Source organism: Roseinatronobacter sp. NSM (assembly GCF_052379845.1).
GTDB lineage: Bacteria > Pseudomonadota > Alphaproteobacteria > Rhodobacterales > Rhodobacteraceae > Roseinatronobacter.
Map to the genome: position 1 here is coordinate 175,893 of NZ_JBQTCF010000001.1, position 24,841 is coordinate 200,733.

Annotated in this window: 22 protein-coding genes; 10 read left to right on the plus strand and 12 right to left on the minus strand. The window is 61.0% G+C overall.

The features are described from left to right. Positions 1 to 14 precede the first annotated feature (14 nt). From flgH to ACTZWY_RS00845, 3 genes are all read left to right on the plus strand, one after another. Entirely contained in the window at positions 15 to 758 is a 744-nt protein-coding gene (gene flgH, locus ACTZWY_RS00835) for a flagellar basal body L-ring protein FlgH (protein WP_444788768.1), read from the plus strand. Between the two features lie 23 nt (positions 759 to 781). Then, a complete protein-coding gene (locus tag ACTZWY_RS00840; RefSeq protein ID WP_444788769.1) occupies positions 782 to 1,246 on the plus strand; it encodes a flagellar basal body-associated FliL family protein in 465 nt (154 codons plus the stop codon). A 78-nt stretch (positions 1,247 to 1,324) separates the two neighbouring features. After that, on the plus strand, positions 1,325 to 2,605 hold the full coding sequence (locus ACTZWY_RS00845; RefSeq protein WP_444788770.1) for an aminopeptidase: 1,281 nt from the start codon (positions 1,325 to 1,327) through the stop codon (positions 2,603 to 2,605). A 20-nt stretch (positions 2,606 to 2,625) separates the two neighbouring features. Here the strand turns inward: ACTZWY_RS00845 and ACTZWY_RS00850 are convergent, their stop codons facing one another. The 7 genes from ACTZWY_RS00850 to kynU form a co-directional block, all read right to left on the minus strand. Continuing rightward, positions 2,626 to 2,976 (minus strand): hypothetical protein, encoded by a 351-nt coding sequence (locus ACTZWY_RS00850; protein WP_444788771.1) that lies wholly within the window; start codon positions 2,974 to 2,976, stop codon positions 2,626 to 2,628. Next, positions 2,973 to 4,061, minus strand: a complete 1,089-nt coding sequence (locus ACTZWY_RS00855; protein WP_444788772.1) for an EscU/YscU/HrcU family type III secretion system export apparatus switch protein — start codon at positions 4,059 to 4,061, stop codon at positions 2,973 to 2,975. Before ACTZWY_RS00855 ends, ACTZWY_RS00850 begins: the two co-directional genes overlap by 4 nt. Further along, positions 4,058 to 4,849: a flagellar biosynthetic protein FliR gene (locus ACTZWY_RS00860; RefSeq protein ID WP_444788773.1), complete on the minus strand. Its 792-nt coding sequence runs from the start codon at positions 4,847 to 4,849 to the stop codon at positions 4,058 to 4,060. The genes ACTZWY_RS00855 and ACTZWY_RS00860 overlap by 4 nt, the downstream gene beginning before the upstream one ends. Then, positions 4,846 to 6,933: a flagellar biosynthesis protein FlhA gene (flhA, locus tag ACTZWY_RS00865; protein ID WP_444788774.1), complete on the minus strand. Its 2,088-nt coding sequence runs from the start codon at positions 6,931 to 6,933 to the stop codon at positions 4,846 to 4,848. Before flhA ends, ACTZWY_RS00860 begins: the two co-directional genes overlap by 4 nt. Next, the gene (locus ACTZWY_RS00870; protein ID WP_444788775.1) at positions 6,930 to 7,676 is read right to left on the minus strand and encodes a transglycosylase SLT domain-containing protein; all 747 of its coding nucleotides are present in this window, start codon (positions 7,674 to 7,676) and stop codon (positions 6,930 to 6,932) included. The genes flhA and ACTZWY_RS00870 overlap by 4 nt, the downstream gene beginning before the upstream one ends. Before the next feature lie 106 nt (positions 7,677 to 7,782). Next, on the minus strand, positions 7,783 to 9,117 hold the full coding sequence (locus ACTZWY_RS00875) for an oligosaccharide flippase family protein (RefSeq protein WP_444788776.1): 1,335 nt from the start codon (positions 9,115 to 9,117) through the stop codon (positions 7,783 to 7,785). 108 nt (positions 9,118 to 9,225) lie between these two features. Further along, the gene (gene kynU, locus ACTZWY_RS00880; RefSeq protein ID WP_444788777.1) at positions 9,226 to 10,419 is read right to left on the minus strand and encodes a kynureninase; all 1,194 of its coding nucleotides are present in this window, start codon (positions 10,417 to 10,419) and stop codon (positions 9,226 to 9,228) included. Between the two features lie 452 nt (positions 10,420 to 10,871). Between kynU and ACTZWY_RS00885 the strand changes: the two genes are divergently transcribed. The 4 genes from ACTZWY_RS00885 (at position 10,872) to ACTZWY_RS00900 (ending at position 16,233) form a co-directional block, all read left to right on the plus strand. Next, on the plus strand, positions 10,872 to 12,440 hold the full coding sequence (locus tag ACTZWY_RS00885; protein ID WP_444788778.1) for a Re/Si-specific NAD(P)(+) transhydrogenase subunit alpha: 1,569 nt from the start codon (positions 10,872 to 10,874) through the stop codon (positions 12,438 to 12,440). A 19-nt stretch (positions 12,441 to 12,459) separates the two neighbouring features. Beyond that, positions 12,460 to 13,962 carry an NAD(P)(+) transhydrogenase (Re/Si-specific) subunit beta gene (locus ACTZWY_RS00890; RefSeq protein WP_444788779.1) on the plus strand — a complete coding sequence of 501 codons (1,503 nt, stop codon included), beginning with the start codon at positions 12,460 to 12,462 and terminating at the stop codon, positions 13,960 to 13,962. 347 nt (positions 13,963 to 14,309) lie between these two features. Next, complete coding sequence (locus ACTZWY_RS00895; RefSeq protein ID WP_444788780.1) at positions 14,310 to 14,759, plus strand: GNAT family N-acetyltransferase; 450 nt, start codon at positions 14,310 to 14,312, stop codon at positions 14,757 to 14,759. Between the two features lie 190 nt (positions 14,760 to 14,949). Next, entirely contained in the window at positions 14,950 to 16,233 is a 1,284-nt protein-coding gene (locus tag ACTZWY_RS00900) for a DUF3422 family protein (RefSeq protein ID WP_444788781.1), read from the plus strand. Positions 16,234 to 16,423: 190 nt separating this feature from the next. On the opposite strand, the gene ACTZWY_RS00905 is transcribed toward ACTZWY_RS00900, so the two are convergent. The 3 genes from ACTZWY_RS00905 to ACTZWY_RS00915 all read right to left on the minus strand — a co-directional run bounded on the left by ACTZWY_RS00905 (position 16,424) and on the right by ACTZWY_RS00915 (position 19,456). Then, complete coding sequence (locus ACTZWY_RS00905) at positions 16,424 to 18,211, minus strand: ABC transporter transmembrane domain-containing protein (RefSeq protein ID WP_444788782.1); 1,788 nt, start codon at positions 18,209 to 18,211, stop codon at positions 16,424 to 16,426. A gap of 161 nt (positions 18,212 to 18,372) precedes the next feature. Next, on the minus strand, positions 18,373 to 18,990 hold the full coding sequence (locus tag ACTZWY_RS00910; protein WP_444788783.1) for a class I SAM-dependent methyltransferase: 618 nt from the start codon (positions 18,988 to 18,990) through the stop codon (positions 18,373 to 18,375). A gap of 139 nt (positions 18,991 to 19,129) precedes the next feature. Then, positions 19,130 to 19,456, minus strand: coding sequence for a HesB/IscA family protein (locus ACTZWY_RS00915; protein WP_444788853.1), 327 nt, complete (start codon positions 19,454 to 19,456; stop codon positions 19,130 to 19,132). 94 nt (positions 19,457 to 19,550) lie between these two features. On the opposite strand from ACTZWY_RS00915, the gene ACTZWY_RS00920 reads away from it, so the two are divergent. The 3 genes from ACTZWY_RS00920 (at position 19,551) to coaD (ending at position 21,978) form a co-directional block, all read left to right on the plus strand. Beyond that, positions 19,551 to 20,744 carry a deoxyguanosinetriphosphate triphosphohydrolase gene (locus tag ACTZWY_RS00920; RefSeq protein ID WP_444788784.1) on the plus strand — a complete coding sequence of 398 codons (1,194 nt, stop codon included), beginning with the start codon at positions 19,551 to 19,553 and terminating at the stop codon, positions 20,742 to 20,744. Between the two features lie 224 nt (positions 20,745 to 20,968). Beyond that, complete coding sequence (locus ACTZWY_RS00925) at positions 20,969 to 21,403, plus strand: CBS domain-containing protein (protein WP_444788785.1); 435 nt, start codon at positions 20,969 to 20,971, stop codon at positions 21,401 to 21,403. Between the two features lie 80 nt (positions 21,404 to 21,483). After that, on the plus strand, positions 21,484 to 21,978 hold the full coding sequence (gene coaD / locus ACTZWY_RS00930) for a pantetheine-phosphate adenylyltransferase (protein WP_444788786.1): 495 nt from the start codon (positions 21,484 to 21,486) through the stop codon (positions 21,976 to 21,978). Positions 21,979 to 22,088: 110 nt separating this feature from the next. Here the strand turns inward: coaD and ACTZWY_RS00935 are convergent, their stop codons facing one another. Together ACTZWY_RS00935 and hrpB are read right to left on the minus strand one after the other, a co-directional pair. After that, the gene (locus ACTZWY_RS00935; RefSeq protein ID WP_444788787.1) at positions 22,089 to 22,253 is read right to left on the minus strand and encodes a hypothetical protein; all 165 of its coding nucleotides are present in this window, start codon (positions 22,251 to 22,253) and stop codon (positions 22,089 to 22,091) included. A gap of 133 nt (positions 22,254 to 22,386) precedes the next feature. Further along, entirely contained in the window at positions 22,387 to 24,828 is a 2,442-nt protein-coding gene (gene hrpB / locus ACTZWY_RS00940) for an ATP-dependent helicase HrpB (protein ID WP_444788788.1), read from the minus strand. Positions 24,829 to 24,841: the final 13 nt, after the last annotated feature.

A 24,841-nucleotide genomic window follows, 5' to 3' on the forward strand; every position in this document is an offset into this window, starting at 1 on the left:
ACCATGAGGGTATCATGAACAACACATCTTCCCGACGCAGGCTTGCGCTGTTGTTGTGCGGGGTCGCGCTGGCCGCCTGTCAGCCGCTGAACGAGGTGGGCCGCGCGCCGGCCTTCAGTGCCCCTGATCAAAGCATTGAACATGCCGCGCTGTACCGCGTGCCCCTGCCTGAAACCAATGAACCGCGCCCCGCTGCGGCACAGTCCTCGCTTTGGTCGGTCAGTCAACGCTCGCTTCTGGGGGACCGGCGGGCTGGTCGGCAGGGCGACATCATGACTGTTGTGATCGAGATAAATGACAGTGCCGAAATTTCGAACAACACCTCGCGCGGGCGCACAGGGTCCAGCAGCATGGCCATTCCACAGCTCTTTGGGTTGCCACAGGCGTTTGACCGCAAGAATGAAGGCGGGTTAAGCATTGGCGCAGGGATCGAAACCAACAGCGGCAGCAGTTTTTCCGGCAACGGGTCCGTGCGGCGCAACGAAAAGCTGACCCTGCGTGTGGCCTCAACAGTTGTGGAGGTGCTGCCCAACGGTGTCTTGCGCATCGAAGGGCGTCAGGAAGTGCGGGTGAATCACGAATTGCGCGAATTGCTGGTGACCGGGTATGTCCGGCCTACTGATATTTCGCGCCAGAATGAAATCACCTATGACAAAATTGCGGGTGCGCGCATTTCCTATGGGGGGCGCGGTGTGATTTCTACAATGCAACAACCGCGCTATGGCGAACAGATCATCGATATTCTGGCACCGTTCTGAAGGTTCGGGCGCAAGGGGGCACCATGGCAAAGCTGATACCGATTCTACTTATCCTGCTGGGGCTTGGGGGCGGCATTGGTGCCGGGCTATGGTTGCGCCCTGTGCCCGAGCCAGAGGATATCGCAACTGAAGATTTGCCGATGCCCGAACTGTCCCATCTGGATATCACGCTGCATGACATGCAAAACCAGTTCATGGTGCCCCTGCTGGAAGGGGACAGGATTGTGTCGGTGATTGTCATGTCGCTGACACTGGAAGTGGCCAGCGCGGAACAGGATGCGGTTGCGCGCAATGAACCCAGGCTGCGCGACCGTTTTTTGCAAGTCATGTTCGATCACGCCAATAGCGGCGGGTTTGACGGAATGTTCACGTCCAACAACAATATGACACTGTTGCGGCAGGCGTTGCTGGAAACTGCGCAAAACCTGCTTGGCAGGGAAGCTGTTACCGGCGTGTTGATTACTGATATTTTACGCAGCGGTGCGTGATTTCCCCTTGCGCCCTTGACCTTGGCGGGGGGCTGGCCCAGCTTGGTGGCGAACTGCTATCACGCGAAGGTCCAGATCATGATGCATGACGCCCCATCCCTCCATTCATCGACCCACCCCCATATGGGGGCCGATCCGGCCTTGCTGGACGGCCTAGCCCGACTGGCGGTGCATGTGGGGTTGAACCTGCAGCCCGGACAAGACCTGGTGATGACGACCCCCACATCCGCGCTTCCACTGGCGCGCGCCATCACCGCAGAAGCCTATCGTGCGGGGGCGGGGCTGGTGACGGCGCTGATAAGTGACCGTGACATGACACTGGCGCGGTTTCAGCACGGTCATGATGCCAGTTTCGACGCCGCGCCGGAGTGGTTGTATAAGGGCATGGCCACGGCCTATGAAAACGGGGCGGCACGTCTGGCACTGGTGGGCGAGGACCCGTTTTTGCTGGCGCAGGAAGATGCGTCAAAAGTGGGGCGCGCAAACCGCGCGAATGCCGCTGCATACCGTCCCGCGCTGGCCCCGATTGCGGGGTTTCACATTAACTGGTCAATTATCCCCTGCCCAACGCTGGATTGGGCACAGCGCATGTTTCCTGACCACGCGCCTGAAGCAGCGTTCGACCTGCTGGCGCAGGCAATCCGCTTGACCGCGCGGCTTGACCAGCCTGACCCGGTGGCGGCCTGGGCTGCCCATAACGAAAATCTGGCGCGGCGGTGCCAGATGCTGAATTCCGCCCGGTTCGACAGCCTGCATTTCACGGCGCCAGGAACCGACCTGCGCGTGGGGTTGGCGCAGGGGCATTTCTGGCAGGGCGGGGCGTCCCTGGCGCGCAACGGGGTGCGCTGCAACCCCAATATTCCCACCGAAGAAGTGTTCACAACCCCCCATGCCGCGCGCGTGGACGGATATGTGCGCGCCACAAAACCCTTGTCGCATCACGGCAGCCTGATCGACGGGATTGAAATGCGATTTGAGGCAGGGCGCGCAGTTGAAGCCCGCGCCGCGCGTGGGGGTGATGTGCTGCGCGACATGCTGGGCACGGATGACGGCGCCGCGAGGTTGGGGGAGGTGGCGCTGGTTCCCCACAGCTCGCCCGTGTCCCAAAGCGGGCATTTGTTTTTCAACACCTTGTTTGATGAGAATGCGGCATCGCATATTGCGATGGGACAATGCTACGCCTCTTGTTTTGAGGGGGGGGACGGGCTGAGCAAGGACGAAATTTCAGCACGTGGCGGCAATGAAAGCCTGATCCATGTGGACTGGATGATCGGGTCTGGCCAGATGGATGTTGACGGGCTGCATACTGATGGCAGCGCTGTCGCGCTGATGCGCGCTGGCGAATGGGTTACGCCCTGACACGGGATGCAGATCTGCACTCAGGGTTTGCGCGCTGTGCCACTGCCTGTTTTGCCCTTGCACAATTGCGCAAGGGCATCTGCCCGCCCAAGGCTTCGGGCAGCTTTGTCGCGCTGTTCGATCAGGCGCGCGGTTTGGTGGGCCAAGGTGCGGTTCAGTTGCATGCGCTGCTCCACGGCCCATTTCGCGTGCAACTGGCGGGCCGTGAAAAGCGCGGGATCTTCCACAACGGGAACGGGTTTTGACAGGGCCTGCACCCGGTCGCGGGTGTCGTTTCGCGCCATTGCCAACTTTTGCAAGCGCGCCAGATCCCTGTCGCGGATCATTTGCGCAAGGGCCTGAAGGCGTGTCAAACGGGTGTCGCGGGTCATGACCAGCGCCCTTTGCGTGCTTTCGCGCGCATGGTGTCGGCAAACCGGATGGCGGCGGCGACGGCTGCATAATGTTCGGCCTGCACTTCTTGGTCAATCTCGATGCTGGCGAACAGGGCGCGTGCGGTTACAGGGTCCGAATGGATGGGAACACCCGCTTCAGTCGCGCGTTCACGAATGCGCAGCGCGATTTCATCCACCCCTTTTGCCACGCAAACCGGCGCCCCCGGTGATTGTGGCGACCATTTCAGTGCAACTGCGTAATGCGTGGGGTTGACAATCACCACACTGGCGTCGGGGACGGCATCGAGCATATGGCTGCTGGCAATTTCGCGCCCGCGCCTGCGCCGTTCGCCCTTGGCGTAGGGGTCCCCTTCGGATTGTTTCATCTCATCAAACATTTCCTTGTGCGACATCCGGTTGCGGCGCAGATGTTCGGCGCGCTGCCAGAAGAAGTCGACCCCACCGATCAAAAGTTTGACCACGAAAACCAGCGTCAGGAACCGCACGACCAACCCCAGAAGTTCGACTGTCGCCAAGGCTGGTGTCAGGTAGATGCTGCCCAGAATAAGCGGCAGGTTATGCATCAGGAAAAACCACAAGACAGTTGAAATCACGGCCAGTTTCACAGCGCTTTTGGCGAATTCGAACAGCCCGCTGCGGCCGAACTTGTTTTTCGCATTTGCGATCAGGGATATGCGCGATGCTTTGGGTGTCAGCTTTTCAGGGGCGAAGATGACGACGCGCTGGGCAAACAGCATGGCCCAGACAATAAGGAACGGGACCGCCAGCAAGGGCAGCGCCGCAAGGGCCACATGGCCAATCAGCCCGCCCACCAAAGCGCGCGACTGCTGCACCAACAGTCCTGACATCCGGTCGGACTGTTCCAGCAGGACCACGCCAATTTCACCAAAGCGCGTCATTGACACCTGACCAAACGCCAAGGCGCCCAGCAGCAGGCCAAAAAACGCCGCAGCGGTGTTCAGATCGGTCGAACGGGGCACTTCGCCCTTGCGGCGTTGTTCGGCCAGCTTCTGTTCGGTGGCCTCGAATTCCTTTTCGCCGCTTTCGTCTTCTTCGCTCATGGGGGGGGGCCTGTGGGGTCACGAAGGTAGCTTTCAAACCCCGCCTGCCAGACCGGAAGCAACATGGGCGCCGATAAAAACAGCAGCGCAAGGCCCGCAAAGGTGATTGCCGGCGCACCCACAAAGGCGACCATCAATTGCGGCATCGCCTTGTTGATGGCCCCAAGCGCCACATTATACAGCACTGACAAAATGACAAAGGGCATCGACAATGTGAAGGCCAGCGTGAAGGCGCGCGCGACTTGCGTTGTGCCCCACTCGCCTAGACTGCCCGCATCCGGAAACCGGCCCGGCGGAAAGAAGCTGTAGGACAGGATCAGAAATTCCGCCAGCCGCACATGCAACCCGTTGATGACTGCCAGCGTCAGCCCCGCCATGACAAGGATTTGCGACATGGCAGGCTGGGGGTCCACGCCCGCGCCGCCGAAAAATTGCGACAGGGATGTGGCCTGCCCTGCGATGGTGCCAGCGGTTTGCAATGCGATGACAAACATGCGCAGCCCGACACCAAGCGCGAGCCCCGCCAGCCCCTCTGCCGCGATAAGGGTGACCAAGGGAACAGGGCCGCCACGCAGTTGCGGCAGGTCGGTACCCACAGCAGGCGTGATGATCAGCGTAAAGGCCATGGCCGCCACCAGCCGCACGCGCATGGGAATGACCGTTTCGCCAAAAGCTGGCATCAGCGCCATCATTGCCCCCACCCGCAAAAAAACGCCAAACCCGATCAGGAACTGCGGCATCAGCGTTTCAAATGTGGCGGAAAGCGTGTCGAAGATGTCAGGCGTCATGCGGTGATTGTCCCCAGAAGGGCAGGGCGCGCTTCCAGTCCGATTTCCTCATAGGACAGAACGGGCGTGACCAGCCCTTTTGCAGTCAGGACAGTGCGCAGGAAACGCCGCCGGTGCGCAGATGTGACAAGCGCGGGGCTTTCGCCGTTTTGTGCCAGAATGCCCAGTTTTTCGGCCACGCGGTCGGTCAGGCGTGCAAAATCCTCGGGGGGGAGGGCGACATCGGATGCGCCATGATCGCCGATCAGTTGATAGGTGGTGAAGATGTCTTCCCAATCCGGGGCAAGCTGGATCAGGGGCAGCGTGCCATCCCCGCGTTTAAGTGGGGCGACAAGCTGGAACCCAAGGCGTTGGCGGACATGTTCGCACACCGATTCCGGCCCGTGAAGCGCGCCGCGCACTTCGGCTATGGCTTCCAGAATCAGGGGCAGGTTGCGGATGGAGACGCGCTCTTCCAGCAGCAGCCGCAGCACCGCCAGCAGCAATTCCACAGGCACCTTGTCCGGGATCAGGTCATTGAGCAGGCGCTTGTTGGCTTCTGCGCGCGATGCATCTGACAGGCGCGTCATTTCATCCAGAATACGATTCAGGCTTTTGAAATTCAGCAAACGGCCAAAATTGGCCTTCAGGACTTCCAGCAAATGGGTGGCCAGAACCTCGGTCGGGTTGACGACAGTGGTGCCGCCAAGGGCCGCATCTTCCTGATGGCTGGCATCGATCCAGCGGGCAGGGGCCTTGTAGACGGGTTCGCGCACATCCTCGCCCTGCAACTCGAACGTGGTTCCGTCCTGCACGAGGGCCAGCACTTTGCCCGGGCGCAACCGGTCGCGGGCCTGTTCGACACCGTGGATCAAGATTGCATAGCTGCCAGCGGGCAGGGTGGCGTCATCGGTCAGGCGGATTTCAGGCAGGATCAGCCCGAAATTGCGGGCAATATGCGACCGGATGGACGAAATGCGCGCATCCAGACCAATGCCGGGGTCCAGCACCATGGGCACCAGATCGGGGGCGAACTGGACATGAATTTCGTCCACATCCAGATCATCGCCCAGCATGCGTTCGGGCGTGGGTTCGGACAGGGTGGCGGGGCGGGCCGCGTCTTCGCGCGCGCGCGCCTGCGCCTGTTGGGCCATCCATGCAAGCCCAAGCAGCGCTGTTGCTCCAAGGACAAAGGGCACAAAGGGCAGGCCGGGAACAAAGGCGAACAGTGCCATCAGCATGCCCACTGTCGCCAAAGCCGAAGGGTAGCGGCCCAATTGTTCGAAAAGTGCACTATCGGTGGCCCCGTTCGCCCCGCCACGCGCCAGCAAAAGGGCGGCCGCGATCGAGATAATGACAGCAGGGATTTGCGACACCAGCCCGTCGCCCACGGTCAGGATGGCATAGGTTTCAAAGGCGGACCCCAGGCTCATGCCATGCATCATGGTTCCGTTGATCAGCCCCATGACGATATTCAAAAGCGTGATCAACAAGCCCGCGACAGCATCCCCTTTGACGAATTTTGACGCCCCGTCCAGCGACCCGTAGAAGTTTGTTTCGGCCTGTTCGGTTTCGCGCCTGCGTTTCGCTTCCTGGTGGTCGATGGCACCTGCGGACATGTCGCTGTCGATGGCCAGCTGTTTGCCCGGCATCCCGTCCAGTGCGAACCGCGCGCCCACCTCGGCCATGCGGCCCGCGCCCTTGGTGATGACGATGAAGTTCACGATCAGCAGCACCAGGAAGATGACAACCCCAAGGAACACAGACCCGCCCATCACGAAGCTGGCAAAGCCCTGAATGACCCCGCCCGCAGCCCCGGTGCCCGTATGCCCCTCGCCGATGATAAGTTTGGTAGAGGACACGTTCAGCGATAGCCGCAACATGAGCGAGGCCAGAAGAACTGTTGGAAAGATTGAAAAATCAAGCGGGCGCTGGATGAACAGCGTGACTGTGAACATCAGGATTGCCAGCGCAAATGATGTTGCCAGCCCAAGGTCCAGCAGCCAGGCGGGCACAGGCAGGATCATCATGACGATAACCGCCATCAGCGCCAGGGCCAGCAACACTGTCGGGCTGAACAGGGCCTTCGCATCAAGGTTGATCATGGACGTTGTCTTCCTGTTTCCACGAAGGGGCGGGTGCTTTGTAGCAAGGACCCGGAGACAAGCGACCCCATCGCCCCGCCGCCATCGCCCGATTGCAAAAGCGCATATGTGGTTTGCTGGCTTTGCGGCCTTTGGGGCGTTCCGGACGCGCTGGCAATGGCCGCGCTGTCGGGGGCGAAGCTGTTGAACCGCGCGATATAGCGCTGTGCAAGTTCTGGCGTGGTGGAATGATAGGCGCCGACCGCATCCGTCCAGGAACCAAGCCGCTGGAAGTGGCCTTGCAACAGTTGTGCTGCGTAATTTGCGTTCTGGGTGGGGTCCAGCATCATATCCAGCGCGGCGAAGTTCTGGCCATGCCAATGGTAATTGATCTGAAAACACCCGATGTCGATATTGCTGTGCCCGGCGTCCAGCGCTGCGCGAATGAGCGCGCGCGCCCCGTCGCGCGTGGCGGGCCAATGGCCGCGCCCGGTCGCATGCACGGCCCATGGCCACGGGGTCATGCCTGCAGCGGTCTGGCGTCCGGTTTCCACAAGGCTGATTTTGTGCAGCACATCGAAAGGAACATCATGGTTTCGCGCGGCCTGAAGTGCCGCAGCAATGCACAGTTGCGACGGGTCTGCCGGCGCAGTGCCGCGCGCCATGGTTTGTGTGGGCTGGAGGCTGCCAAAAATGCCAAGGGCCAGCCCCACAGACAGCCGTTGCAGCCACCGGGCCACTTTATTCTTGCTGGGGTTGCGCATTTCGCTGCTCCGAATCGACCGCTTCTTGCTGATCTACGGGACACCAAAGCATGAAGAAGGTTTATTTTCCGTAACCTGCCCGGCAGATCAGCGCCGCGGTGGCGGGTTAATGCAGCGTGATCACAATGTCCTGATGCACCCACAGTGACAGCGTGATCAGGCACAGCGCCACACCCATGAAGACCAGGTCATGGGTCCGGTCCCAGACGCCGGTATGTCTGGCCAGTCGCACCACCGCAGGATAGACCAGAACCGCCGAAAGCGCCTGACCGGCCAAGGCACCGGGCAGGCCGAAATACAAAAAACCCGTCAGAAACAGCGCACTTTGTGTCACGGCCCGAAAGGCGGTCAGCATGAAAAACCGCCGCGATTCACCCCGCGCAAGGGCCGCGTGCTGGTAGGTTGCGCTAATCAGCGGCAGCAGTTGGGCGCAACTTATCAGCACAATCATCGCGCCAGCCATCTGATAGCGGTCATCATACAGCAGGCCTATCAGCTTTGGTCCCAACAGCGCCATCACGGCCAGCATCGACATCACACCAGCGGTCAGCATGTAGCGGATGCGCCGCAATTTCGCGCTGTTTTGGTCATTGCCTGCCGCGAAGCTTTCACGATAGGCGGGAATTATCATCTTCTCGGTCAGGGCCTGCATCAACAGCACTGGGAATGCCGCCAGAAACCACGCGATGTTGTATAACCCCAGTTCCGCCAGCGAAAAGAAATAGCCCAGAATGGCGCGGTCCCCCTGCGCCAGCAAAAACCCGAAGCCCGAGGACATCATGATCCAGCCGCCAAACCGCAACAAGTCGCTTGCGGCGCCCCTTTCCCAACGCAGGCGGTTGGGCGGGCCGGGGATGACGCTCCATTCCAGCGTCAGTTTCACCACCGCCGCGCTGACTGTGCCCCAGACCATGGCCCAGTAGCTGCCGGTCGCCCACGCAAACGCGACCATCACCAGAATACCCGCCGCCTGAGAGGCGAGCTGCACCACCATGACGCGGCCCAGCCTTATATGTCGTTCGGCCGTGAAGACGCGCGTGGGTGCCAGCCCTGCCAATAGCAGTGAAACCCCGCACACTGGCAGCACATAGGCCAGTTCCGGCGCATCATAGACCAGCGCCACCGGCCATGCCAAAACGAAGGTCAGCCCCCACAAGATACCCCCGCGTGCCGCATTCAGCGTGAAGGCTGTGTCCAGAAAGTCCCGGTCATCGCCGCGCGCGTTTTGCATGATGGATTGCTGGACCCCCGCATCTGACAGCATGGTCAGGCCAAACAGGATCATGGTGACCAGCGCCATCAGCCCGAACGCGTCGGGAAACAACAGCCGCGCAAGGATCAGGTTCGAGGCAAAGCGCATGCCCTGCGCCAGAACGAAGCTGCCCCCTGTCAGGGCCGCACCGCGCATCAGTCTGGAAACAAGGGAAGGGGGCGCGTGCACTTTGCTGTCCATTTGCGAAAGGCTGTCGTGGTGGTCTGGGGTTCGGCTTGGGGCACCTTACTGTCAAAATGCGGCAGAACAATGGGAACCCGCGCGGGGTATTGCCGCTTAGGTCACTTTTGCGCGGGTCTTGAATTCCGGCCTGTCCCATGTCCGGTTTTGCATGATGGTACACAGGATATCTGCAGCGCGGGCCACATCTTCGGGGGTCAGATACAGCGGCGTGAACCCGAAGCGCAAAATATCAGGGGCGCGGAAATCCCCGATAACGCCTTCGGCAATCAGGGCCTGAATAATGGCATAGCCTTCGGCATGGTGAAAACTGACCTGAGAGCCGCGCGCCGCCCCGTCCACCGGCGAGGCCAAGGGCAGGTCAGGACAGCCATGCGCCACATGGTCAATGAATATCTGCTGCAACTCCAGCGACCGTGCGCGCAGGTCTTGCATATCGACGCTGTCCCAAACGTCCAGCGCCGCATCAAGGGCGACCAGTTGCAAAATGGGCGGCGTGCCCACCCGCATGCGTTCAATGCCCGCGCCGGGGCGATAGTCCAGATCGAAGGCAAAGGGCGCTTCATGGCCCAGCCAGCCCGACAGGGCCGGGCGCACCTTGTCTGTCAGACGCGGCGCGACATAGATGAAGGCAGGGCCGCCGGGACCGGAATTCAGGTATTTGTAGCTGCACCCCACGGCGAAATCGGCATCTGCTGCAGTCACATCTACGGGAATCGCGCCCGCCGAATGGGCCAGATCCCAGACCACCAGCGCGCCATGCGCATGCGCTTTCGCAATCAGGCGGGCCATGTCATGCTTGCGCCCTGTGCGGTAATCCACTTCGGTGACCATCAGCACCGCAACAGTGTCATCTATGGCGCTTTCGACCAGTTCCGGTGCCACGGTTTTAAGCTGATAGTCAGGCCCAAGTGTGCGGCACAGCCCGTCGGCCATATACAGGTCGGACGGGAAATTTCCCGTATCAGACAGGATGACGCGGCGATCAGCGCGCAATTCCAGCCCCGAGGCCAGCGCCTGATACACCTTGATCGATAGCGTGTCGCCCATGATGACACTGCCCGCAGGTGCCCCGATCAACCGGCCCACGCGGTCGCCCACGCGCGCAGGCAGGTCCATCCAGCCCGCGCGGTTCCAGCCGGTAATGACCATCTGGCCCCATTCATCCGTGATGGCGCGCGCCACGCGTTCGGACACGGCGCGCGGCAGGGGGCCAAGCGAATTGCCATCAAGATAGATCACCCCTTCGGGCAGGTCGAACATGGCGCGGGTCGCGGTGAAATCTGTCATCTGTCCCTCCGGTTGTGGGGTATGGGTGCCGTTTGCGCCCCCCAAGGTCAAGGCAGTTTTGCCCCTGACACCCTGCTTTGATGCGGTGTTGCCAATCCCTGCGATTCATTTCGCAAGCATCTGCGCAGCCTCGTCCGGGGCGGCAAAAGGTCCCGCGACGCGGCATATATGCCCGCGAACCGGCGCCATTGGCGCTGCAGGCCGGTCGCGGCAACTGGTCGCGCCTGATCGAAGTTCCTGAAGGTATAGACTTAACAAATTGAAATATCTTATGAAAATTTAAAAGCGCGCGATCGTTTGGGTGTTTTCGTTTGGTATGCTTTTGTATGCACTAGGCAAATATTATTGCCCGCTTGTGAAACAATCTTGCGCAGGGTATGCAAGCGCGATGCCAAAAAGAACGCATTTTGCGGTCATATAATTCGGTTAACCTGAAGAAAGGGGGACGGCGCGTGAAAGTCGGGGCCTTAAAGGAAATCAAATCAGGTGAAGCGCGTGTCGCGCTGACACCAGACAGCGCAGCGCAGATCCAGAAACTGGGGCATGAATGCTTCGTTCAATCCGGTGCCGGTGTGGCGGCGGGCTTTAATGATGATGTCTATGAAAAGGCCGGTGTGACAGTCGTCAAGGACGCTGCCGCCCTGACAGATGCTGTGGACATCGTCATCAAGGTGCGCGAACCTGAACTGGATGAAATCACGCGGCTGAAACAGGGCCAGACCCTGATTTCCTTCTTCTGGCCCGCCCAGAATGCGGAATTGCTGGCCGCAGCCAAGGATCAGGGCGCAACAGCCATTGCCATGGACATGGTGCCCAGGATTTCACGCGCGCAGAAAATGGACGCGCTGTCCTCCATGGCCAATATCGCAGGCTACCGCGCGGTTATTGAAGCGGGCAACAATTTCGGCCGTTTCTTCACCGGTCAGGTGACAGCGGCAGGCAAGGTGCCGCCCGCGCGCGTGCTGATCGTGGGCGCGGGGGTTGCGGGCCTTGCGGCCATTGGCACATCGACCAGCCTTGGGGCCATCACCATGGCGTTTGACGTGCGCCCCGAAGTTGCCGAGCAGATCGAGTCCATGGGTGCGGAATTCGTATTCCTTGACTTCGAGGAAACACAGGATGGCGCGGCGACAGGCGGCTATGCAGCCCCGTCCAGCCCCGAATTCCGCGAAAAGCAGCTGGAAAAATTCCGCGAACTGGCCCCCGATGTGGACATTGTTATCACCACAGCGCTGATTCCGGGCCGCCCTGCGCCGAAATTGTGGACCGAAGATATGGTCCAGATGATGAAGCCCGGTTCCGTCATCATCGACCTTGCGGCCGAAAAGGGCGGCAATTGCGACCTGACAGTGCCGGATGAACGCCTTGTGACCGAAAATGGCGTCATCATTGTGGGGTATACGGATTTCCCGTCGCGCATGGCCACGCAATCATCGACCCTTTATGCGACGAATATTCGCCACATGCTGCATGACCTGACACCGGCCAAGGACGGCGTCATCAACCACAACATGGAAGATGATGTCATTCGCGGGGCCACAGTCACCCATGCAGGGGAAATCACCTTCCCGCCGCCGCCCCCCAAGGTGAAGGCGATTGCCGCCAAACCCAAGGAAAAGGTCAAGGAACTGACGCCTGAGGAAAAGCGCGCGAATGAAATCGCGGCGTTCAAATCGCAGACCAAAACGCAGGTCGCGCTTCTGGCAGGCGGCGCTGCATTTGTGCTGGCGGTAGGGTTGGTCGCGCCCGAATCCTTCATGCGCAATTTCATCATTTTCGTGCTGGCCGTTTTCGTGGGCTTTCAGGTTATCTGGAAAGTGTCGCATTCGCTGCACACGCCCCTGATGGCGGTGACCAATGCGATTTCCAGTATCATCATCGTGGGGGCATTGTTGCAGATCGGGTCATCCTCGGGGTTGATTACGGTTCTGGCGGCGCTGGCGCTTTTGATGGCGGCGGTGAATATCTTTGGTGGGTTCATGGTAACACGGCGCATGCTTGCCATGTTCCAGAAGTCCTGACGGCAGGAGGAAATAAGAGATGGATTTCGGATTTACAGTTGCGGCCTATGCGGTTGCGACAGTTCTCTTTGTCTTGTCGCTGGGCGGTTTGTCAGGGCAGGAAAGCGCGAAACGCGCCATCTGGTATGGCATCGCAGGTATGACCGTGGCCGTGCTGGCCATGCTGGTTGGTCCCGGTTCGGGCATGTGGGGGCTTACAGTCGTTCTGATCGCAATCGGTGGTCTGGTTGGCTGGCAGCTGGCCACGCGCGTTCAAATGACCCAAATGCCCGAACTTGTGGCCTTCATGCATTCGCTGGTCGGTCTGGCGGCGGTTCTGGTGGGATTGAACGCGCATCTGGAAATCGGGCGGGTGGCCGAAGTGTTTGCCACGGCAAATCTGCCCTTCCCGCAGCCCGAGGGGCTGATGTCGGTTGCCGCCTATGATCTGTGGAAGGGCCTGAGCAATTTTGCGGCCATCATCGGCAAGAAAACCGCAGTCGAGATCACCATTCTGCGGGTTGAAGTGATGCTGGGCATCTGGATTGGTGCGGTCACCTTTACCGGGTCGATCATCGCCTATGGCAAGCTGGCGGGCAAAGTGGACACGGCAGCCAAGCAATTGCCCGGCGGTCATATGCTGAATGCGGGCGCGGCCATTCTGTCGGTTGTGTTTGCAGGGCTGTATCTGGCCTTTGCCGACAGTGCGGGCGCGTCGATCCTGATGCTGATGGTGTTGACAGCGCTGGCGCTGTTCATTGGCTATCATCTGATCATGGGCATTGGCGGGGCCGATATGCCAGTGGTGGTGTCCATGCTTAACAGCTATTCGGGCTGGGCGGCGGCGGCTATTGGCTTCAGCCTTGGCAATGAATTGCTGATCGTGGTGGGCGCGCTTGTGGGCTCCTCGGGGGCAATCCTGTCCTACATCATGTGCAAGGCCATGAACCGCAGCTTCGTGAGCGTTATCCTTGGCGGCTTCGGCGGCGTGTCCGGCCCGCAGATGGAGGTTGAGGGCGAGCAGGTGGCCATTGACGCAGGCGGCGTGGCAGCAGCCCTGAATGAAGCCGACAGCGTGGTGATTGTTCCGGGTTACGGCATGGCCGTGGCGCAGGCCCAGCAAAGCGTGTCGGAACTGACCCGCAAACTGCGCGCCAAGGGCAAGAATGTCCGCTTCGCCATTCACCCTGTTGCGGGGCGTTTGCCGGGGCATATGAACGTGCTGCTGGCAGAAGCCAAGGTGCCCTATGACATCGTGCTGGAGATGGATGAGATCAATGACGACTTCCCATCCACGGATGTGGTGATTGTTATCGGGTCCAATGACATTGTGAACCCCGCCGCCCAGGAAGACCCCAACAGCCCCATTGCCGGCATGCCGGTTCTGGAAGTCTGGAAGGCCAAACAGGTCTTCGTGTCCAAACGCGGGCAGGGGACCGGCTATTCGGGCATTGAAAACCCGTTATTCTACAAGGACAATACACGGATGTTCTATGGCGATGCGAAAGCGTCGGTGGACAGCCTGCTGCCGATGATTGACTGATCTATGGCGTGCTGAGGCATGGAAAACCCCGGCTGCAAGGCCGGGGTTTTTTCATGGGCGTAGGGGCGGAGGGTTGCCCCCGCCCCCTTCGCGCGGAACCAAGGCCGCAGGCCGCCGCGCAGCGCCCGTCCGCCCCCAAGGGCGGGCGCTATTCCCCGCTGCACATTTTGGAACTGTCGGAGTAGGCCGCAGCATAAACTGCCAAGCCAAACCGTCCGGAGCGCCCCCCCTGCGGACGGGCGCTGCGCGTGGGGGAGGGAGGGACGGGGAGAAAGAGCCCTTTGCGGTCATTGCGACAGCGGATGTTTCGGCGCATAATAACACCACGTCGACGCAAGGGGTGTGCCATGATCCGCCAAGCCATCGCCAGCGATGAACAAGAAATCCAAGAATGCGCCGAACTAGCATACGCCCGCTATGTGCCTTTGATTGGGCGCAAACCCGCGCCTATGATCGCTGATTTCGCAATTCAGATCAGAGCCGGTCAGGTTTACGTGTCCACGAATAGCGAAGGCGATTTTCAGGGATTCATAGTGTTTTATGCCGAGAACGAACATATTCTTCTGGAGAACGTTGCCGTGCTGCCAAGCGCAGCAGGCTGCGGGGTGGGTAAGTCGCTTATTGATTTTTGCGAGAACAAGGCACTGGCAAGCGGCAAGCGTGCCGTTCACCTTTATACAAACGAGAAAATGACAGAGAACCTGATGATCTACCTAAAACTCGGATATGTCGAGGTGGATCGCCGAGCTGAAGGTGGCTTCAACCGCGTTTATTTCGAGAAAACTCTTATCGGGTGACAGGCAGTTTTGTCCGCAAAGCGGACTCCTCTGCCTTGCGCGCCTCAAGCATTGTTTCTGACCTGCCCCCCCTTTGTGGCGAAAATACAAGTGTGCAATGGTGTGCTGAATTGGGGCGTTTTCATTTTGCGCCAGTGGCTTATCCTGACCTCTCATCCACCCCAACCCGCGCGCGCTTCCCGAGGTCCCTATGCCCCCCATTGCCGACCACCTGCACCGCTATGCGCTTGTCAATGAACTGCATGCGCGCCCTGCAACCAAGGTTGTGCCGCCCGGTGTCGCGGTGTTTCTGGCCGTCAAGCCCGATACCGGCGCGGCCAAGCGCGACCGCGACAAGGACCGCGCGCATTTGCTGGCGCTGCTGGACCGGCACGGCGCGGGCCATCCTGCGCCCGAAGCCACGCATCATTCCGCCGATATTGGCCGCCACCATCTGAAATGGGAAAGCCATACGGAATTCGTAACCTATACCGCGTTCGAGCAGGGCCTGCCCAAACGCCCCTTCGACCCCGCCAGTTTTGATGTTTTCGCCGAGGACTGGCTGGAACAGGCCCCGGGGGCGCGGCTGACATCAATCCTGTTCCAGATTGAAACCATGCCCGAAGACCGCGCCGAAATGACGGCAAAGCTGCAGGACTGGTTCGTGCCAGAAAGCCTTGCTGCGGCCTGTGTGCTGGATGGAACCGCCGTGATTGCCAGTGATTTCCGCATTGACCGCGCAGGCCATATCCGCATGGCGGTGTTTGTCAAACCCGGCACCGGCGGGCGGCGTGTAGGGCGCATTTTGCAACGCCTGTGCGAGATCGAGACCTATAAGACCATATCCATGCTGGGCCTGCTGCGGGCGCGGTCGCTGTCGTCGCAAATGGGGGGGCTGGATGACCAGTTGACGCAGTTGTCACGCGCGATGAACACGCCCGGCACCGGATCGGATGAAACGCTGGAGGCGCTGTTGCGTATTTCCAGCGAATTGGAAAATATGATGGTGGAAAGCGCGTTTCGCTTTGCCGCGACAGGGGCCTATGAGGCGCTGGTGCACCAGCGCATCGAGGTGCTGCGCGAAGAGCGTTTTGAGGGGCGCCAGTCGCTGCGCGAATTCATGACCCGCCGTTATGACCCCGCCATGCGCACTGTCAAATCGACGGAAGCGCGGCTGACACGGCTGGCCGAGCGGGCCATGCGCGCGGGGCAATTGCTGCGCTCACGCGTGGATGTGGAGAGGTCCGCCCAGAACCAGCGCTTGCTGGAAAGCATGGACCGGCGCGCCGATATGCAATTGCGCCTGCAACACACAGTGGAGGGGTTGTCGGTGGTGGCGATAAGCTATTACGCGGTCAATCTGGTGGCGTATCTGGCCTTGCCGGTGACAGAGCCTTTGGGCCTGTCAAAGCCCTGGACAATGGCCGCGCTGGTGCCGGTTGTCGTGCTGGGTGTATGGGCGATGGTGCGTGCGATACGGCGCAAGTTTGAATAGGGCTTTGCGCCTGACACACAGGTTTTTTGGATATTTTTGCCAGAATGAAAAGCGGGGGTGTGGTGGGTGCGCAGGCGGCACGCGACACGCTTGAACCTTATGTTGGCGCATGTATTTTTGCGCAAAACCGGGTTCCACCTTTGCGCAACACGCTTTGGGCGGGCAGGGCGGGGTGCGGGCCGCGCGCTGCTTAGGCGGCGCGTTCGGCGGTGAATTGCAGCCGCGCCAGACGTGCATACAGCCCGCCTTCAGCCACCAGTTCATCATGCGTGCCGGTTGCTGCGATGCGCCCTTCGTCAAAGACGATGATGCGGTTGGCCTGTTTGACTGTGGCCAGCCGGTGGGCAATGACGATGGTGGTGCGGTCGCGTGACAGGTGATCTACCGCGCGTTGCACTGCGGCTTCGGATTCGGCGTCAAGGGCGCTGGTGGCTTCGTCCAGCAGCAAGATGGGGGCGTCGCGCAGGATGGCGCGGGCGATGGCGATGCGCTGTTTTTGCCCCCCCGACAGCATGACGCCGCGTTCGCCAAGTTCGGTCAGGTAGCCGTCGGGCAGGCGGTTGAGGAAGTCATCGGCATTCGCGGCTTTGGCGGCAGCAATCACTTCGCTGTCGGACGCACCGGGACGACCGAAGCGGATATTGTCCATCGCGGAGGTGGCGAAAATGACCGGGTCCTGAGGCACCAATGCCAGCGCGCGGCGGAAATCCGCGCGGGCCATGTCGCGCAGGTTCTGGCCATCGATGCGGATTTTCCCGCTGGCGGGATCATAGAAGCGCAAAAGCAGCTGCAAGATGGTGGTTTTTCCCGCACCAGACGGGCCGACCAGTGCCACAGTTTCACCGGCGGCGATGGTCAGAGAGACATTTTGCAGCGCCTGTTGGCCCGGACGCGTGGGGTAGTGGAACGTGACGTTTTCAAAGCGCACCTCGCCACGGGTGGGGCGGGGCAGGGGCACAGGGGTGGCAGGGTCCTGAATGGTGTCGATGGCCGTGAGCAGTTCGACAAGGCGTTCTGTGGCCCCTGCGGCGCGCTGCAATTCCGACCAGATTTCCGACAATGCCCCAACAGACCCCGCGACGATGACCGCGTAGATTACGAATTGCGCCAGTTCACCCGGCGTCATGACGCCTGCCGATACATCACGCGCGCCGACCCAAAGCGTGCCCAGAATGCCAGCGAAGACCAGAAAGATAACGATGACTGTCAGCACGGCACGGGTCAGGATGCGTTTGCGCGCCACATCGAAGCTGATTTCGGTCACGCGGTCGAAGGCGGCACGGCTGGCCGCTTCATGGGTGTTGGCCTGAACTGTCTGCACGGACAGCAACGCTTCCGAGGCATTGCCGGAACTGGCGGCAATCCAGTCCTGATTCTCGCGGCTGAGGCTGCGCAGTTTGCGCCCCATGACGACAATGGGCACAATGATGGCGGGCACCATCAGCAGCACGAACCCCGTCAGTTTGGCAGATGTCAGCCCCAGCAGGACCAACCCGCCCAGCAACATCAGGGCATTGCGCAGCGCGATCGACACGGAGGAGCCAATGACCGACTGAATAAGCGTGGTGTCCGTGGTCAGCCGAGAGAGCACCTCGCCGGTCATGATGCGTTCGTAAAATGCCGGGCTGCGGTCAATGACGCGGGCAAACAGCGCCTTGCGGATATCCGCCACAATGCGTTCGCCCAACCGGGTGACCAGATAGTAGCGCAGGCCCGTTCCGATGGCGAGCAGCACCGCCAGCCCCAGCGCGGCGCCGAAATACTGGTTCAGCAATTCCATTTCGCGCGCTTCGAACCCGTCCACCACGCGCCGCACGGCCAGTGGCAGCATCAGCATGATTGTTGCGGTTGCAACCAGCGCCAGCAGCGCCGCCGCAAGCAAGCCGCGATAGGGGCGCATGAAAGGCCACAGGCCGTGCAATGCCCCAATGTTTCTGGACTTCGCGCGGGTGTCGCTGGATTGTGTTATATCGCTCATTCTGATCCGGCCCTTTGTGTTGGGCATGGGTTTAGGTCAGAACAGGGGGGCGGGGCAAGCCCGCAAGCTGCCCGCGCGACCATTGGCGCGCCTTGTCGGGCGGCGCGCGCCCAAGGCGCGGGAGGCGCTGCGCGGGGCGATGCGGGCTGTCGCGCCTGTGCTCAGGCGGTTTTTTCCATACGCAGGAAGGTGAAGACGCCCAACCGTGTGAGAGGTGTTTCTTCGACCAGATTCAGGGCTTGTTCACCCATCACGCGATCCTTGGGGAAGTTTGAATGCCAGCCCATATAGTCCGCAAACGGGGCGAATTTGCGTTCCAGCCATGCCAGCCAGCCATCGTCGCGGGCGAAATGGTTGACCAGCAGGATTTGGCCGCCGGGTTTGCACACGCGGGCCATTTCGGCCATCACCTTCTCGGGGTCTGGCACAACTGAAATCAGGTGCATCGCAACAATGATATCGAAGCTGGCATCTGGGAAATCCAGTTTGCGTGCGTCCATCTGGCGCAGTTCGCGGACATGGTTCAGGTTTTCTTCTGCAACCTTGGCGCGGGCGCGGGTCAGCATGTCTTCGGAAAAATCAATGCCGGTGACATCCAGCGATGGATCATAGAACGGAAGGGCAAGTCCGGTGCCTACGCCCACCTCCAGAACCTTGCCGCCGGTTTTGTTGGCAACCTTGGTGGCATGTCTGCGCCCAGTGTTGGTGATGCGCCCGAACGTCATATCATAGATCGGTGCCCAGCGACGATAGCTGGCTGTTATGGCTTCAGGTTTCAAAAATGCCTCCCACGCATTAACTTCTTGGTGCAAGCTTTGGGGCAGTGGGGGGGTATGGTCAACCATTGGCCGACATTTGGGGCGTTAAACTTCGTGTTATGCTGTTGCGCAAGGCGGCACGCGCCCGTGTTGCGCCCTGTTACATGGAAAAGCTGATCCCGCAGCCGCAGCTGGACGAGGCATTGGGGTTGTTGATAACAAACCGCGCCCCGATCAATTCCTCGGAGAAGTCGATGACGGCGTTTTCCAGAAAGGGCAGCGACACCGGGTCAATCAGAACTTTGTGACCGCTTTTTTCCAGCACAAGGTCATCTTCGGCGGGGTCATCAAAGCGGATGTCATATTGAAAGCCCGAACAGCCGCCACCGTCGACGGCGACACGCAGGGCCTTGACCTCGCCTGTGTCTTGCGCGATTTCGGCCAGACGGGCAAAGGCGCGGTCACTTACGCGGGGGGGCAGGGTCAGGGTCATGGGCGTCCTTTGGTGATGTCATAATTCCGATGACTTTGGTTAGATATAGCCATTGCCAGCAGTCCCGACAAGGTGGCGAGGATAACAGATGCTGAAACCATATGCGACACAACCCGACCAGTCGCGCGGGCGGCGCTTCTGCGAGGCGATGAGCACCTTCCGGTCCCCGTTCCAGCGCGACCGCGACAGGATTATCCATTCCAGCGCGTTCCGGCGGCTGAAACACAAGACGCAAGTGTTCATCGAGCATGAGGGCGATTACTACCGCACCCGCCTGACCCATTCCATTGAGGTGGCGCAAGTCGCGCGCACCCTTGCCGGGGCGTTGGGGCTGAATACCGAACTGGCCGAGGCGATTGCCCTGGCCCATGATCTGGGCCATCCGCCCTTTGGCCATACCGGCGAAGATGCGCTGTGCGATCTGATGGCGCCCTATGGCGGGTTCGACCACAATGCCCAAGCCCTGCGCATTGTCACCCGGCTGGAGCGGCATTACGCAGATTTCGACGGGCTGAACCTGACATGGGAAACACTGGAAGGCATTGCCAAGCATAACGGCCCTGTAGCTGACGCGCGCGGCGCCCCCCTGAAGGGCGATGCGCTGCCCTATGCGTTGGTGGAATGTAACGCCCTGTTCGATCTGGAGCTACACGGCTATGCCAGTGCCGAAGCGCAGGTGGCCGCGATTGCCGATGATATTGCCTATAACCACCATGATTTGCATGACGGGTTGCGCTCGGGGCTGTTTACGGAAAACGATCTGATGGAATTGCCCATAACCGGCCCGGCCTTCAGGGACGTGGACAGGTTGTATCCCGGACTGGAACCGATGCGGCGCAGACATGAAGCCTTGCGCCGTGTGTTCGGGGTGATGGTGGAAGATGTGCTGCTGGTGGCGGGCACGCGGCTGGGACCGGCAGATTTGCAGTCCGCACAGGACATACGCGACCTGAACCTGACGATCATCCGGTTTTCGGACCGGCTGTTTCGGGAATTGAAGGTGATCCGGCAGTTTCTGTTCACGCGCATGTATCGCGCGCCGTCCGTCGTGGCGATGCGCATGCAGGTTACAGGCGTTGTGCGCGACCTGTTTCCGCTGTTCATGGAACAGCCCCGCCACCTGCCCACGGAGTGGCGCCGCGATGTGGATGCGGCGCAGTCCGAAACGGAGCTTGCGCGCATCGTTGCCGATTATGTGTCTGGCATGACCGACCGTTTCGCGATTCAGGAACACGCGCGGCTGGTGCGTGGCGAGGATGCCGGTCCCGTGCGGTATCTGTGAGGGGGGGGGGCGCCATTCGGCCCCCATCGAGGGGGCACTCATGGCGGGGCAGGCCTGTCGGCTGCCCGGACAGCGCCGCGGATGGCAGCGCGGGGTGCGCCTGCGTTTTTGCCGCGCCGCAGTGATCAGGCGACTTGACAGATGGCCCTGCAATGTCGGACCCTTCAACAGGGGGCTGAAAGTTGTTCTGGCACCCCTGCTTCAGCCAAGGGGAGGGTGTGCGCATGCTGGTAAGTCAAATTCTGAGAAACAAGGAAAGCCAATCGGTTATGACAATAGGCTTGGGGGCGTCCCTGTCCGAGGTTGCCCGCGTCCTGAGTGAAAACCGCATTGGTGCGCTTGTCGTGTCGCCCGATGGCAAGACGGTTGCGGGCATTGTGTCGGAACGCGACATCGTGCGCGAGTTGGGCAAACGCGGGGCAGGGTGCCTGTCGGACAAGGTTGATGATGTGATGACCCGCAATGTCTATGGGTGCAAGGCCGAGGACAGCGCCGATCTGGTGTTGCAGACCATGACCGCGAAGCGTTTTCGCCACATTCCGGTGATGGACGGCGATCAGATGCTGGGCCTGATTTCCATTGGCGATGTGGTTGCTGCGCGCATGTCGGAGCTGGAACTGGAAAAAGACGCCCTGACTGGCATGATCATGGGATACTAGCGCCTTTTTCGGGCCGCCAAGGGTTGCATATTCCTGCGCAATATTGTTGCGTTCCCTTGAAGATGTGAAGGGGGCGCGCAATGCGGATCGGTCTTTATCCTGGCACTTTCGATCCTTTGACCAAGGGACATATCGACATTATCACGCGCGCGACGCAGCTTGTTGACAGGCTGGTGATCGGTGTTGCGATAAACCGGGACAAAGGCCCGTTATTCACACTGGATGAGCGCGTCGCCATGATCGAGGCGGAGGTTCGGACCCTTAGCGCCCAAAGCGGCGTCGAGATTGTGGCCCATCCGTTTGAAAACCTGCTGATTGACTGCGCCCGCGATGTGGGCGCGCAGATCATCATTCGCGGTTTGCGCGCCGTCACGGATTTTGAATACGAATTCCAGATGGTTGGCATGAACCGCGCGATGGATGCCAGCATTGAAACAGTGTTTCTGATGGCAGAGGCCCGCCATCAGGCCATTGCGTCCAAGCTGGTCAAGGAAATCGCGCGTTTGGGGGGGGATGTGTCGAATTTCGTGTCCCCTGCCATTACGGCTGCGCTGGCGGCCAAATACCCGCGCTAAAGCAGGTTGTGCAAAAGTGGGAACCGGTTTTGTGCTTCTCGAACCTGCGACATCAATAAGTTGGGGTATGTAGCGCGATAGCGAATGAACGCGACATGCGCCAAGGGGGCTTATTGGCCGTAGACCGCCTGCGCGGCAATCTTGCGCGCATCGGGTTTGTAGATGTCCAGATCGATTGCGACATTCAGCGGCATATTGCGAATTTCGCTGACTGTGCGGGCATAGGCCGCGCGTTTGCGCAAGCGGGTCTGGATACGGGTAAGCAGCGTTTGCATGATATGCTCCTTTTTTGGCGGGTCATACGGGTGTCTTGATACGAAGATGGGGCATGCTGCAGCGCAGAACAAGCCGTCTGCATGCAAGCCCGGCTTGCGCAAGGTGCATATGTTGGTGGGGCGGTCCTGCCGGTCACCCTTGGCGGCGGGGGCTGGCGCGCAAGGTGGGGCTGGCGGCCAGCGGGTCTTCTGGCCAGGGGTGTCTGGGATACTGGCCGCGCATGTCCTTGCGCACATCCCCGTAGCTGTTGGCCCAGAAGCCGGGCAGGTCCATGGTCACTTGCACGGGCCTGCGGGCAGGCGACAGCAACACCACACGCAGCGGCGCGCGTTTGGGGCCAATCGCGGGATGGTCGGCAAGGCCGAACATTTCCTGCAACCGGACCTGAATTTCCGGCGCATCGCCGCTGTAATCAATGGCGACCTTGTTGCCCAAAGGTGTTGTGAAATGCGCGGGCGCCAAGGTGTCAAGCTGTTGCATCTGGCCCCAGTCCAGCATGGCGCGCAGCGCGGGCAGGGGGTCCAGACTGCGCAGGTCATCGGCTGTGCGGCACTGTGTCAGGTAGGGGCCAAGCCAGTGCTCCAAGCCCATCAGCAGCGCCGCGTCCGACATGTCGGGCAGGTCCAGCCCCTGTGCGCGCAGCAATTCGACACGCGCGATGAACCGCCTTGCGCCGTCTGACAGCGCCAAGCCGATATCGCGCAGCCCCGTGCAAGCGGCAGATACCACAGCTTCAGGGGGCACAGTGTGCCAGTGGCGGTCCGCCAGCACCAGCGCCCCGAAGCATTCCTGTTCGCGCGCTTCAATGCGCTGATGGCGCCGGGACCATTCGCAAACCTGTCGCCAAGACATGCTGTCCGCAAAAAGCTGGCGCAGCGCGCTTTGCGTCCATGGAATGGCCTGCCTGATCCGGGCTTCGCGGGGGTTGCCGTCGGTGTCGGTGACGACCAGAAGCCGCGATTGCGCCAGCCCGTCGCTGGCGTCCAGCACAGCGCCCTTGCCCCCGGCCAGCACATAGCGCGGATCACTGCCCTTGCGCCGCAACCCGATACGGTCGGGATAGGCAAGCGCGGCCATATCCGCGCTGGAATACCCCCCCGCACTGTCGGGGACCAGCCGCGCCAGTCGCCGGGCTTCTTCCTTGACGCGCGCAAGGGTGGCGTGGTGGATGGCATAGGGCCGTGTATCTGCAAAGCGGCGCGGGTTCTGAAGTGCCTCCAGCCGCAGGGCCAGATCTGCGGGGGCGGAGTGCAGAATATCGCGTTCCGACATCAGCGCAGCCATGGGCGCGGCATCGCGGCCCGCGCGCAGCAGCATATGCGCCAGACGGGGGTGCAGGGGCAGGGCGGCCATGTCGCGCCCATGGGCCGTAATGCGTTGCGCCGTGTCCAGTGCGCCAAGCCCCGCCAGCAGCGCGCGCGCTTCGGCCAATGCGCCCGCTGGCGGCGGGGTCAGGAACCGCAAGCCCGCATCACTGCCCCAAAGGGCCAGATCAAGCGCCAGCGCCGCCAGATCCGCGCGTTCGATTTCAGGCGGGGCGAAGGCGTGCAGCGCCCCTTCTTCGGCGCGCGCCCACATGCGAAAGCACACGCCTGCTTCCATGCGCCCCGCGCGCCCGCGCCGCTGGTCGGCTTCGGCGCGGGTGACGCGTTCGGTCACCAGCCGCGACATGCCGCTGCCGGGATCAAACCGCGCGCGCCGTGCCAAGCCGCAATCGACCACCACGCGCACCCCTTCGATGGTCAGCGATGTTTCGGCAATTGCCGTGGCCAATACCAGTTTGCGCCCTGTTCTGGCGGGCAATAGCGCAGCGCGCTGTTGCGAAAACGGCAATGCCCCGTAGAGCGGGTGCAGGCTGGTATCAGCGGGCAGATCGGGGGCAAGGGCTGTGGCCACGCGCCGGATTTCCCCTTCACCCGGCAAGAATACCAGCACTGATCCGGTTTCAGTGTGCAGGGCATGGGCAATCAGGTCGGCGGCGGCACGTTCAAACCGCACGCCTTTGGCAAGGGGCCTGTCCAGCCAGCGGGTTTCAACGGGATAGGCGCGCCCCTGCGCGGTCAGCACCGGCGCATCATCCAGCATTGCCGCCACAGGTGCGGCATCCAGCGTGGCGGACATGACAACCACATTCAGGTCAGGGCGCAGCGCGTCGCGCATTTCCCATGTCAGCGCCAACCCCAGATCGGCATTGACGGAGCGTTCATGGAATTCGTCAAAAATAACCGCACCGACGCCCGCGAGTTCAGGGTCGTTTTGCAACATGCGCGTCAGGATGCCTTCGGTCACCACTTCTATGCGGGTGTCGCGGGTGACAACCGACTCGCCGCGAATGCGGTACCCCACCTGTTGGCCCACAGGTTCCCCCAGCAGTTGGGCCATATGTTCGGCGGCCGCACGCGCCGCCAGCCTGCGCGGTTCCAGCATGACAATGCGCCCCTTGACCTGATCGCGCAGCGCAAGGGGGACACGCGTTGTCTTTCCCGCGCCGGGCGGGGCTTGCAGCACGACGCGCCCCGCTTTGGCAAGGGTCGTGGTCAGCGTGGGCAGGATGTCATCTATCGGCAGTCGCATAGGGGCGTTATGC